The following is a 12,543-nucleotide window of genomic DNA, read 5'->3' as shown; positions in this document are numbered from 1 at the left end:
AAAGAAAATAGAAAAAAAAAGGCAGCAGATCAATAATATTGAGCTGAAATTCTGAATATGATTTATCTATAACTATAGAATAAAAAGAAAACAAATCAAAAATATCGAATTAAAATATAATTGAGATATAAGAAAGGAGAAATATTATGAATAAATTTTTCGGCTTGAATGATACATTGTATCAGATTGTGGAAAAATATCCTGAAACACTTGAATTTTTTATAGCTAACGGATTTGAGCAGCTAAAAAATAAACAGATGTTTGAGTCAATGGCAAAAAATATAAAACTCAATATGGCTTTAAAAATAAAGAAAATTAATCCTAAATTGTTTGAAGAAAAATTAGTTGCATTTTTGCAGAAAGACAGCGAAACTGATATTTCCCTTGAGGGGAAAAAGGAAAATGCCACGGGAGATATACTTATAGAGGGAGTTTTACCCTGCCCTATCAGGATACCTCTGCTGGAAGGCATAAAAAAATGGGCTGAAACGAGAAATAAAGAAGTAGATTATAAGATAGATTATGAATTGCAGTCGGCAAATCTGGGCTTGGACTGGGTTGTGGATAAAGTGAAAACAGGAGACCCCGATAAAGTCTCGGATATACTCTTATCGGCAGGGTTTGAGCTGTTTTTTGACAAGGAGCTTATGGGGCAGTTTATGGAAAAAGGAATATTTGAAACATATTTAAATGATATGAACAAAGATTTCTGTAATGAAGAAATTGACTTGAGAGACCCTAAAAAACAGTACGCCATAATGGGAGTAGTTCCTGCTGTGTTCCTTATAAATAAAACAGTTCTTGGAGATAGAAAGCCACCTGAAGTATGGGAAGATATATTGAACGAAGAGCTGGAAGATTCGGTAGCTTTACCGATGAATGACCTTGACTTGTTCAATGCTCTCATTATCAATATATACAAAGACTACGGTTCTGAAGGTATTCAGAAACTTGCAAGATCTTACAAGAAAAATCTTCATCCGGCACAAATGGTGAAAGCCAAAGGGAGAAGTGGAGACGCACCTGCCGTAAGTATAATTCCGTATTTCTTTACACAGATGCTAATGGGAGCGACCGACCTCGAAGCCGTATGGCCGAAAGACGGGGCGTTACTCAGTCCTATATTTATGATTACAAAAAAGTCCAAAAAAGATAAAATTCAGCCTTTTATAGATTTCTTTATGTCCGAGGAGATAGGGACACTGTTTTCCGCTAACGGAAAATTTCCGTCGACAAATCCCAATGTGGACAATCATCTGAAAGAAGACCAGAAATTTAAATGGATTGGCTGGGATTTCATTCATAGCAATGACGTCGGAGGATTAGTCAGAAAATGCGAAGATGAATTTAACGAAGCCATTATGAAATTATAATAAAATAACTGTGATGAAGATAAAGATCTGAATTATAGTTATAACAATATCAAAGAATATCAAGGTGTATGATAAGATATGATAAGACAAAAAAAGTGATTATTCAGGAGGAAATATGAATTTAATAATAGTTTCAGGGCCGCCTTCATCAGGAAAAACAAGTGTAATATTGAAAACTGTTGACGCCCTGAAGAAACAGGGAATGTCAGTGGGAGTAGTAAAATTTGACTGCTTGTATACAGATGACGATATATTATATGAAAAAGCAGGAATACCTGTAAAAAAAGGTATTTCGGGAGCATTATGTCCTGACCATTTTTTTGTATCGAATATAGAAGAAGTAGTACAGTGGGGCAGAAGTTTAGGACTTTCCATGCTTATAACCGAATCGGCGGGTCTTTGTAACCGTTGTTCGCCATATATAAAGGATATAAAAGGGATATGCGTAATCGACAATCTGTCGGGCATAAATACACCTAAAAAGATAGGACCTATGCTGAAAGCCGCAGATATAGTTATTATCACTAAAGGAGATATTGTTTCGCAGGCTGAAAGGGAAGTATTTGCCTCAAGGGTAAATTCTGTAAATCCCGGTGCTATAACAATGCACGTAAACGGACTTACAGGACAGGGAGCCTATGAATTAAGCACATTACTTTATGAAAAAGAAAAAGAAATAGAAACCGTTCAGGGGAAAAAACTCAGATTTCCTATGCCGTCGGCTCTATGTTCCTATTGTCTTGGGGAAACGAGAATAGGAGAAAAATATCAAATGGGAAATGTCAGAAAAATGAATTTAGGCGGTAATAACAATGAATAAAAAACTTGTAGATGAGCTGAAAATGTCCGAATTACTGGACAGATATCCTTTTGCAGAAAATTTTTTCAGTGAAAATGTTATCGACATAAAAGGTCATGAAAATGAGACATTCAGTGAGTTCTTAGATAAATTTGCCGAAGAAGAAATAGAAGATATGGCATTGGATACAGAAAAAATAAAAGAGGGGTTAATCGAATATATCGAACAGATGAAGCTGTTTCTTGGAATGGAAGAAGAGAGCGGTGTCGAAGTTTTGACAATAATTGCGGGAAAAGATAAAACGGGTAATCCTGAAGGTTTTGAAAGACTTGATATAAACAAATCGGAAATAATATCTATAGTAGGGCCTACAGGCTCGGGAAAATCAAGACTGCTCGCAGATATAGAATGGACGGCTCAAAAAGATACGCCGACACAGAGAGAAATACTCATTAACGGGGAGCTGCCTGACAAAAAATGGAGATATTCATCAAACAATAAGCTTGTTGCCCAGTTATCCCAAAATATGAATTTTGTCATGGATTTATCCGTGAGGGATTTTTTGGAATTGCACGCTAAAAGCAGAATGATAGATGATATTCAGGAAGTAACTGATAAAATCATAGAAGAAGCAAACAAACTTGCAGGAGAGCAGTTTAATCTCGATACGCCGATTACAGCCCTCAGTGGAGGACAGTCAAGGGCATTGATGATAGCAGACACTGCAATACTAAGCTCTTCGCCTATAGTCCTGATAGATGAGATTGAAAATGCGGGAATTGACAGAAAGAAAGCCCTCGATTTACTCGTTTCATCTGACAAGATTGTACTTATGGCGACTCATGACCCCACATTGGCATTGATAGCCGATAAAAGAATTATAATCAAAAATGGAGGTATTTCAAAAATAATAAAAACAAGCCCTGAAGAAAAGAAAATTTTGTCAAAGCTTGAAGAAATGGATAATATTATCCAAAAAATGAGAACAGATTTAAGAAATGGGGAAATATTGACAGATAATAAATAACCTACCTAAATAAATCAGGTTAAAAATAAATATAAAGTCCAAGAATAAGTATGAAACATAGTAAAAAATGAATTAACTAAAAGATTAAAAAAACGGAATAATCTAAGAATAAATATAGAATTATATTAAAAGTCAAGTTGTTTAAGAAATAAGGGAATATAATTTAATATAAAGAAAAAATAAAATAATGGAAAAATAAAATAATGAAAAATAAAATTATTTATATCTCATCTTTAAACATTATAACAAATACCGATAACAGTATAATACAGCAAACTAAAAGAGCTTTTTCCTTGAATATTTCAGAAAAAAATGAACCTGTAACAGCACCAATCATAAAAAAAAGTATAAGACCGTAATAAGTCAGAAATTTATGCTTTGCATCTCTGTTCTTAGTTGACAGATAGTTATAGAGATTTTCCGTCCCGCTTCTCAGGTTTCCTGTACACATTGTTGTAGCGGAAAGGTTGCCTCGTGTTTTTCTGAATCCCTGTACCTGCAAGGAGCAGACAAATGATATTGCAATATTTACAAAAACATTCAGCTCTCCTTTAGGAATAAAAGAAGAGATGAATAAAACTGCAACTTCTATAAGGATAACAATCTGTCTCCAATGAATTTTGTTATGCTTGAATTTCTTTTTGATAATCTCGGCAATCAGAATGCCCACTGCAAAAGCAAATATAGGTAAAAAGTAAAATAAAGCGTCTCTCCATCTTTTTTCGACTAATCTCAAAGCAAAAAAGACCATATTTCCTGTTTGAGCGTTGGCGAGAACTTTTCCTCTCATAATAAAAGTGTAAGCGTCAGTAAAACCGCCTACAAGACAAAGCAGTAATGCCAGTCTGAAAGTATCCGAAGTCTGTTTTTTTGATTTTATGTTTTCTTTCATTATTTATATCTCTCCATTTATTTTGTTATTTTTTGGTCTGACTATTATTCCAAAATTCTTAAAGTAATCATTATTACATCTAATTGTAACAGAAAATAGTATATTTTTAAAGAGCATAAATAAAATATTCCATAGTATAAAAAAATTAAATGAAAAAAACATATCTGATATTATTGACATTCTTGCAAGTAAAAGATATAATATACTTGTAATCAGAAATAAAAAATTCTGGTCTATTCGTTACCGACGATACAATTTTTGGGCTTTACTCTTTCTTAATGGGGTCAGACTTTTGTATTTTGAATCAGGCACATCACGGCGGTTCTATACTTTGCACGGATTCTGTACAATTTACAAATATGACTACCACCTGTACCAACTACAGGCGACCAAAAATTCAGTCGAAACGGTAGATTGGATTTTTTTAATTTGTTAGATTTTTTATATATATAATTTAAATTTTGGATAAAATAAAAATTTTTTTGAAAAAAGTTAAAAAAGTATATTTGATAAGAATACTGATTTTTATAAAAGTGAAAGAAATATTTTTAGTTAGTAAAAAAAGTTTGTAAAAAAATCTCAAAAATATTTTGAAATTTAAAAAAAACAAGGTATATATTTAATGTACTTATTTTTGAAAAAGATTTTATCTTTTTTGTCTTTTCATAGCGTTACAAAAAGAGTGGAACCCCAACCACTCTTTTTTCTATTCATTTTATACTATATTGTAATTTCAAAATTATAATTTCAAAAAATTTTATAAATGGAATTGAATAGAATTGATAATTATAAATCCTGCATTGCTGTGTATTATAATTTCGAAAAATCTACCTGATATTTATTGTTTTTAATTTTTTTCAAAATACCTCTATCGCATAATGTCGAGATTTCCCTCGAAAGGGAGGGTCTTGTAATTTCAAATTTTTTTGAAAGTTCGGATATATTGGGCTGAAATGAGATAATCCCGTCTTTTTGATTTTCCCTTATATAGCTGAGGATTTTGTCATTTATAGTTTTATTCACAAAATTAAACCATATTCTTTTGGATAAAAGCTGACTTTTATTGGATATTTCATCGAGGAAATTTAAAAGAATTCTCTTATCCTCCTGCATAATTTCCACAAAATCTTTTTTATTCAGAAATAAATATTTGGATTTTTCAACGGAAATGAGGTCTACAGGAAAAACTTTAGTATCTCCGAATATAAACGCGGGAGCTATAATTTCATAAGTTTTTATAAAGTCAATAGTGATAGTTTCTCCCCCTGATTTCTGCATTTCCCCTTTGGCAGAGCCTTCGAGGATAATGATGATATTTTCGATATTATCTCCTCTGAAAAATACCGTTTCATTTTTTTTATAATTTCTGATATGATAATTTATTTTTTTTAGTACGGCTTCTGTTTCATTTATGTCAAATCCTTTAAATAAGGAAACTTTTGATATTATTTTATAAAGTTCGTGGGGTTTCATAAAGACCTCCCTGTATAAAATTATTTTATGTATTTTATAAATATTTCAGTAATTATGAGAATAAATACCGAAGGCAGCATATTTGCCACTTTTATATTTTTTTTCAGAACAATGTTGATACCTAAAGCACAAATCATTATTCCACCTAAAAAGTCTAAATCCGATATTGCTTCAGGAGTCAGAAAAGATTTTATCTGCTGGGCAAAAAGATAAAATATTCCCTGATATATAAGTACCGAAAAAGCTGAAAAAATTACTCCTATACCATAAGTGGAAGCAAATATTATAGCTGTAATTCCGTCCAGTACGGATTTTATGTTCAATATTTTATTATCACCGGCAAGACCGCTGTTTATAGGACCTATTATAGCCATTGCTCCTACACAATACAGAATAGTAGTCATAGAAAGACCTTTGGCAAAATTGGAATCCTTTTCTTTATTTTCAATTGGATTTAAAAGATTATCATTTTTATAAGAAATAGACGAAATTTTGGAAAATTTATTTTCTACGAAAATACTTAATTTTTTAATTTGAAAATCTATGTCAATAATTTGCCCAATAATTGAGCCGACCATAAAGTATATAAGAATTTTGATTTCCCTGTCGGAATTAAATGTAGCTTTTATACCTGAAATAATAATAAATAAACCTATACAGTCCATTATAGTATTTCTTATATTTTCTTTAAACCTTTTTCCTATAACAAGCCCAAGCAGACTGCCTACTATAATAACTGCAAAATTAGTAATGATTCCCATTGTTTTCCTTTCAAAATTTAAATTTAACCTGTAGAATTATATCACAAATAAGTATAAAATTACAGTATATAAAAACTGATTTTACTGTAATTTTAAAGAAAATTTCTGATTTCAAAAATTTTAGGATTTATAACAGAAGAAATTTCGGAAATATAAATAATATCAATAAAATAATAAAAAAATAAAATAGTAAAAATAAAATGGTAGAAAAATAAAATAGAAATATAATTTATCAGATTAATCAGTTTTATATTTTCTGAAAAAATAAACTCAAAAAATTACTTGAAAATAATGTGGAAATATGATAATATATTTCGTATATTGAATAAGGATATTCCGCTTTTATTGTTAATGCTGATACATAATATCAGTAAAGATAGAAAGAATATCGCGTAAAGAAGGGAGTGGATTTCTTGAAAGAGAAATTAATCGAACTGGTAGAAAAAGAATACTTAAAATCTGACATACCTCAATTTAAATCAGGAGACACAATAGCTGTCTATTATAAAGTAAAAGAGGGAAATAAAGAAAGAATACAGGTATTCGAAGGTGTAGTTATAAGAGTATCCGGTGGCGGAATGGCTAAAAACTTCACTGTAAGAAAAGTATCTTCGGGAGTAGGTGTAGAAAGAATAATACCTATAAATTCTCCGTTAATTGAAAAAATAGAAGTTAAGAGAATAGGAAAAGTAAGAAGAGCAAGATTATATTACTTGAGAAACTTATCAGGAAAAGCTGCTAGAATTAAAGAAATTAGAAAGTAGCTAAGAGCTAGCATTTGCTAGCTTTTTCTGTTTACAGATATAGAATACGGAATAAATATAAGTACGAATAATAATTTAGAAATAGAAATTAGAAACAGAAATTAGAAATGGAAAGGAAAAAAATATGAATATATTATTATGGGGAATATTTTATATAATAACTTCAATAATTCTTTTATATTTTTTCTTAAGAGAAAAACAGGTAGTAAATTTTATAAGAAAAAAAGAAGATGATATACTGAAAAATATTCCTATAGGAGATGAGGGAGAAGGAAAAAGAATAAAACTCGGAAATATTATAACAGTTTTAGGGATAGCCGTTTCCGTTATTTTCTTTTTTATAGTGGATAAGGAACCCGATTATGTAATTAAGCTTAAAATCTGGGGAATATACGGAATGTTTATCCTGAATATGATATTTTTGGTTATGAGGGAACAGCATGAATGGATATTTCTTTCAAATCTGATAATGCTTTTTTTAGGAAAATTGATGTTCAATATTTTAGATACAAATTTTTATATATATCTATTTTCGACTATGATACTGTCATTTCCGTTGATTTTCCTTTATAGAAAACCTTCAAAAGAAAGAATTTCGGAGTCAACCGTAAGAAATGATTCAAAACCCGGAGAATTTACAAAAGCACTGGAAAAAATTCAAAAAGAAACAGGGATGAGTCAGGAAGATGCTAAAAAAGAGCTGATAGAAATAGAAAAAAGAAAACAGAGTACATTGGGAAGAGCTTTTGCAAGAATGGATACGGCGATAACTGCCGTAGTTCTCGTTCTTCTGATACAGTCATTTTATCTGGGGAATTATGTAATACCTACGGGTTCTATGGAGCCTACAATAAAAGTAAAAGACAGAGTGTTTGCCAATATGATAAAATACAAGTTTTCCAATCCGAAAGTTGGTGATATTGTAGCATTCAAAGAGCCTGTAACTGATAAAATAATGTATACTAAAAGAATAGTGGGAGTTGCAGGACAGACGTTGCAAATTAAAGATATTTCCGTTATGACTTTGACAGACCCCTCGACAGATAGCTCCGAAGAAACCAATGCAGGCAGAATTTATTTAGATGACAAACTGTCCGAAGTTTTAAACAGACCTTACAGTATAGAAGCTCTTTTGAAAGACAATAAAATATATATACCGAAAAAAGGGGATAAAGTCAAACTGGATAAAATTATAGCGATATCAAAATTGGCGGGTTATGCCACTAATTCCGATAAAGATAATTTTTATATAGTTCAGACAAACTGGGAAGGCTATAAACAAGGTCAGGATTATGAAGAAATGACCGCAGAGCAGTTTTTGAGCAGAATAAATACAAAAAAAGACTTTAAAAACATTATAGGAAATTCTTCAGGTGAATATAATGAAAATGACCCTAAAACAAATACATATTATACATTCACATTAAAAGTCGAAGGAAGAGATGAACTCGTTTTACCGATACAGGATTTTAAATATAACGATGAAATGTTTATGAAACTCTTAAACGGAGAAACGGTAACTCTTGATAAAAATTATTATATGGCAATGGGAGATAATACTACAAACAGTTTGGACTCAAGATTTTTCGGATATGTTGCCGAAGACAGGATAAAAGGAAATCTTCTTTTGAGATGGTGGCCTTTAAACAGAGTAGGATTGATGTAGCAGTGGTTTAAACAAAATTAGGATAACATAATATCAGCTGTTACAAATTATTTTTAATATAAGACAGGCTTTTTTGGAAATTTTTGTATTTTAGAGATTACAGAAATTAGAGATTATAGAAAAGAATAATAAAAAATAATAATGAAAAAAGATATATACGAACTTTCCATTAATAATATTGATGAAAGTAAAATAAAAGAATTAGTCAAAATTCATAATGAAAATTTTAAGAATAAAGTTGAAGGAAGCTATTTTAAAGATATTTTAGGAAATAACCTTTATACGGTTTACTGTACTAACTGTATTATAGAAAATACGGTAAGAAATATCGAAGAAAATATGATTACGGAAAAAGAGGAGAAAATATCGGGATATATTATTTATTATGATACTTTTTCCTGTTTTGATTTATTTGAAATTGCAGTGGATAAAGAATTTCAGAATAGAGGCATAGGAAATAGACTGTTAGTAAATTCGATGTCGGCATTGTTTGACAATGAAAAATGTGAAAACAGGACAAAAGAAGAAAAATCGATTCTTCTGGAAGTCGATGAAAATAACTTCAGTGCTATAAAATTGTATAGAAAAAATAATTTTAAAGAAATATCTGTCAGAAAAAATTATTATGGCACAGGACAGAATGCTTTCATAATGATAAGGTCAAATGATTAAAAATTTATATTTTTCGATAGAGAAAAAAATATAGTGAAATCAAAAAGAGTAAGCCAATGCTTATAATAAATAAAATTTACAGGAATAAAAAAATATAATAAAATCAGAAATAGATTTTAATACTAAATCATTCGATTTTGCAACCATTTGATTTTGCAACATCGTTATAAAATAAAAGAAATAGGAGGTAAAGGTTTTTATCCGAAATTTATTTTTAAATTTTGGGAAAATCATAACAGAATATGGAAAAAGAACTGAATAAAACTTATTCACCGAAAGAAATAGAAGAAAAATGGTATAAAATATGGGAAGAAAAAGGATATTTCAATGCCCAGCATAATGATGAAAAACCGGGATATTCCATAGTCATTCCCCCTCCTAATGTAACAGGGATACTGCACATGGGACATATGCTTGACAATGCAATTCAGGACACAATTATAAGATATAAGAGAATGAGCGGATTTGATGCTTTATGGGTTCCAGGTACAGATCATGCGGGAATTGCTACGCAGAATAAAGTGGAAAGAATGCTGCTTGAGCAGGGAACTACTAAAGAAGAGATAGGAAGAGAAGAATTTCTCAAAAAAACGTGGGAATGGAAAGAAAAACATGGAGGGCTTATAACTAAACAGTTAAGAAGGCTCGGAGTGTCTTTGGACTGGTCAAGGGAAAGATTTACAATGGACGAGGGGCTTTCCCGAGCAGTAAAGGAAGTGTTTATAAAACTGTACAATGACGGGCTTATTTACAGAGGGGAATATATAGTAAACTGGTGTCCTCACGACAAGACGGCTCTTGCTGATGATGAAGTAAATCATATTGATAAAAATGGAAAAATATGGGAAATAAAATATAAAATAAAAGATAGCGATGATTATGTGATAATCGCTACTACAAGACCCGAAACAATGCTTGGAGATACAGGAGTAGCTGTAAATCCTAAAGATGAAAGATATAGCCATTTAATAGGAAAAACTGTAATATTGCCGTTAATGGACAGAGAAATCCCTGTAGTTGCAGATGATTATGTGGATATGGAATTTGGAACAGGGGTAGTAAAAATGACTCCGTCTCACGACCCTAATGACTTTGAAGTTGCTAAAAGAACGGGGTTACAATTTTTAAACATATTTACGGAAGATGCCAAAGTAAATGAAAACGGCGGAAAATATTGCGGGCTGGACAGATTTGAAGCAAGAAAAGCAATACTGAAAGACCTTGAAGAACAGGGATACCTCGCAGGAATAAAAGAACATAAAAATTCGGTAGGGCATTGCTATAGATGTGATACGATAATCGAACCGAGAGTTTCCACACAGTGGTTTGTAAAAATGAAACCCCTTGCAGAAAGAGCATTGGAAGTAGTTAAAAACGGAAAAATACAAATAACGCCGAAAAGGTGGGAAAAAGTATACTATAACTGGCTTGAAAATATAAGGGACTGGACTATTTCAAGACAGATATGGTGGGGACACAGAATACCTGCATATTATGCGAAAGACGGTACAGTTTTTGTAGCAAGGGATATGGAAGAAGCGAAAGCACAGGCAAAAGAAAAATTTGGAAAAGAAGTTGATTTAAGGGAAGAAACTGATGTTCTTGATACATGGTTTTCATCCGCTCTGTGGCCTTTTTCCACAATGGGTTGGCCTGAAAAAACAAAAGACCTTGAAAAATTCTTCCCTACAAATACATTAGTAACGGGTGCCGATATATTATTTTTCTGGGTTGCAAGAATGATAATGATGAGTCTGTATATAAATGACGAAATTCCTTTCAGTTATGTGTATCTGCATGGCTTGATAAGAGACGAACAGGGCAGAAAAATGAGTAAATCACTGGGAAATTCTCCCGACCCGTTAAATCTCATAGATAAATACGGAGCAGATGCCATAAGATACAGTTTTCTCTACAATACATCACAGGGACAGGATATACATTTTTCTGAAAAATTATTGGAAATGGGTTCCACTTTTGCCAACAAAATATGGAATGTTTCAAAATTTGTATTGTCAAATCTTGAGGACTTTGACAAGGAAACATCTGTTACGGATTTAGAATTTAAATTAGAAGATATGTGGATACTTTCCAAATTACAGAAAGCAGCTAAAAATATAAATGGATATATGGATAATTATGAGTTGGACAATGCGGCAAAAGCAGTTTATGAATTTTTCAGGGGGGAATTCTGCGATTGGTATGTGGAAATAGCGAAAACGAGAGTATATGGGGGCGAAGGAACTGATAAAATTACTGCCCAGTGGGTATTGAGACACATTCTGGACAGCGGACTTAAAATGCTTCATCCGTTTATGCCTTTTATTACAGAAGAAATATGGCAGAAACTAAGTTTTGATGAAGAAACAATAATGTTATCAAAATTTCCTGTAGAGGATAAATTACTTATAAATGAAGAAGCTGAAAAAGAGTTTGACTATCTGAAAGAAGTCATTACCGCAATCAGAAATATAAGAGGCGAAGCAAATGTATCTCCGTCCAAAAAAATTGAAATTATATTCAGGACTGTTTCCGAAAATGAAAAGAAAATATTGGAAGATAATCCGAAAATACTCGATAAACTTGCTAATGTCGAAAAATATGATTTTACACCTGATGTTGAAATTCCTGAACTGGTAGGATTTAGACTGGTTGAAACAACTGAAATATATATACCTTTAGCTGACCTTATAGACAAGAAAAAAGAAATAGAAAAACTTGAAAAAGATATAGAAAAAACTCAGAAAGAACTGGACAAAGTTTTAGGAAAACTATCCAATGAAGCATTTCTGGCTAAGGCTCCGCAGGCTGTAGTGGATAAGGAAAACGCCATAAAAGAGGAACTGGAAACAAAAATAGCTAAATTCAGGGAAAGCATAAATCTATATAAATAACTTAAAAAAAATCAAAAAATGTAGTATAATATATTATCAACATAAAAATACAGATATACTCTGTTAGGAGTGTTAGGAGGTAAAAAATGAAAAAATTAATTATAGCTATATTATTAGGATTAACTTTAATGTCATGTTCTGCGGGAATTGGCGCCAGTGTTGGTAAAGGCGGAATTAGAGGTAATGTAGGTGTTACTTTTAATTAAAAAAAATAAAATTTTA

The 12,543-nt window shown here is 31.4% G+C and carries 10 protein-coding genes and 1 other RNA gene; 8 read left to right on the top strand and 3 right to left on the bottom strand.

Annotated elements, in window-relative coordinates; genetic code table 11:
* Positions 1–146: 146 nt before the first annotated feature.
* The 3 genes from ACO5J6_RS07505 (at position 147) to ACO5J6_RS07495 (ending at position 3,199) form a co-directional block, all read left to right on the top strand.
* A complete protein-coding gene (locus ACO5J6_RS07505; protein WP_485643140.1) occupies positions 147–1,373 on the top strand; it encodes an ABC transporter substrate-binding protein in 1,227 nt (408 codons plus the stop codon).
* 115 nt (positions 1,374–1,488) lie between these two features.
* Positions 1,489–2,193, top strand: coding sequence for a GTP-binding protein (locus ACO5J6_RS07500; protein WP_485643138.1), 705 nt, complete (start codon positions 1,489–1,491; stop codon positions 2,191–2,193).
* A 154-nt stretch (positions 2,194–2,347) separates the two neighbouring features.
* Positions 2,348–3,199 (top strand): ATP-binding cassette domain-containing protein, encoded by an 852-nt coding sequence (locus ACO5J6_RS07495; RefSeq protein ID WP_485643204.1) that lies wholly within the window; start codon positions 2,348–2,350, stop codon positions 3,197–3,199.
* Between the two features lie 220 nt (positions 3,200–3,419).
* Here the strand turns inward: ACO5J6_RS07495 and ACO5J6_RS07490 are convergent, their stop codons facing one another.
* Complete coding sequence (locus ACO5J6_RS07490) at positions 3,420–4,091, bottom strand: YoaK family protein (RefSeq protein ID WP_485643137.1); 672 nt, start codon at positions 4,089–4,091, stop codon at positions 3,420–3,422.
* Between the two features lie 222 nt (positions 4,092–4,313).
* Between ACO5J6_RS07490 and ssrS the strand changes: the two genes are divergently transcribed.
* Positions 4,314–4,516: non-coding RNA, 6S RNA (gene ssrS / locus ACO5J6_RS07485), on the top strand.
* 385 nt (positions 4,517–4,901) lie between these two features.
* Here ssrS and ACO5J6_RS07480 read toward each other — a convergent pair.
* Positions 4,902–5,564, bottom strand: a complete 663-nt coding sequence (locus ACO5J6_RS07480) for a Crp/Fnr family transcriptional regulator (RefSeq protein ID WP_485643135.1) — start codon at positions 5,562–5,564, stop codon at positions 4,902–4,904.
* 20 nt (positions 5,565–5,584) lie between these two features.
* Entirely contained in the window at positions 5,585–6,325 is a 741-nt protein-coding gene (locus ACO5J6_RS07475) for a DUF554 domain-containing protein (protein ID WP_485643134.1), read from the bottom strand.
* Positions 6,326–6,738: 413 nt separating this feature from the next.
* On the opposite strand from ACO5J6_RS07475, the gene rplS reads away from it, so the two are divergent.
* The 4 genes from rplS (at position 6,739) to ACO5J6_RS07455 (ending at position 12,321) form a co-directional block, all read left to right on the top strand.
* The gene (gene rplS / locus ACO5J6_RS07470) at positions 6,739–7,089 is read left to right on the top strand and encodes a 50S ribosomal protein L19 (protein WP_485643133.1); all 351 of its coding nucleotides are present in this window, start codon (positions 6,739–6,741) and stop codon (positions 7,087–7,089) included.
* 124 nt (positions 7,090–7,213) lie between these two features.
* Positions 7,214–8,755 carry a signal peptidase I gene (gene lepB, locus ACO5J6_RS07465; protein WP_485643131.1) on the top strand — a complete coding sequence of 514 codons (1,542 nt, stop codon included), beginning with the start codon at positions 7,214–7,216 and terminating at the stop codon, positions 8,753–8,755.
* A gap of 141 nt (positions 8,756–8,896) precedes the next feature.
* Positions 8,897–9,427, top strand: coding sequence for a GNAT family N-acetyltransferase (locus ACO5J6_RS07460; RefSeq protein ID WP_485643129.1), 531 nt, complete (start codon positions 8,897–8,899; stop codon positions 9,425–9,427).
* Between the two features lie 242 nt (positions 9,428–9,669).
* Complete coding sequence (locus ACO5J6_RS07455) at positions 9,670–12,321, top strand: valine--tRNA ligase (protein ID WP_485643127.1); 2,652 nt, start codon at positions 9,670–9,672, stop codon at positions 12,319–12,321.
* The last annotated feature ends 222 nt before the right edge of the window (positions 12,322–12,543 follow it).

It is taken from the genome of Pseudoleptotrichia sp. (genome assembly GCF_057270515.1).
This window is presented reverse-complemented; position numbering and strand designations above follow the sequence as displayed.

Bases quoted from the DNA above. Each gene is read 5' to 3' on its own strand.
- ACO5J6_RS07455 (WP_485643127.1), top strand. From the start codon at position 9,670: ATGGAAAAAGAACTGAATAAAACTTATTCACCGAAAGAAATAGAAGAA.
- ACO5J6_RS07480 (WP_485643135.1), bottom strand. From the start codon at position 5,564: ATGAAACCCCACGAACTTTATAAAATAATATCAAAAGTTTCCTTATTT.
- ACO5J6_RS07475 (WP_485643134.1), bottom strand. From the start codon at position 6,325: ATGGGAATCATTACTAATTTTGCAGTTATTATAGTAGGCAGTCTGCTT.
- ACO5J6_RS07505 (WP_485643140.1), top strand. From the start codon at position 147: ATGAATAAATTTTTCGGCTTGAATGATACATTGTATCAGATTGTGGAA.
- ACO5J6_RS07495 (WP_485643204.1), top strand. From the start codon at position 2,348: ATGGCATTGGATACAGAAAAAATAAAAGAGGGGTTAATCGAATATATC.
- ACO5J6_RS07500 (WP_485643138.1), top strand. From the start codon at position 1,489: ATGAATTTAATAATAGTTTCAGGGCCGCCTTCATCAGGAAAAACAAGT.
- lepB (WP_485643131.1), top strand. From the start codon at position 7,214: ATGAATATATTATTATGGGGAATATTTTATATAATAACTTCAATAATT.
- ACO5J6_RS07460 (WP_485643129.1), top strand. From the start codon at position 8,897: ATGAAAAAAGATATATACGAACTTTCCATTAATAATATTGATGAAAGT.
- ACO5J6_RS07490 (WP_485643137.1), bottom strand. From the start codon at position 4,091: ATGAAAGAAAACATAAAATCAAAAAAACAGACTTCGGATACTTTCAGA.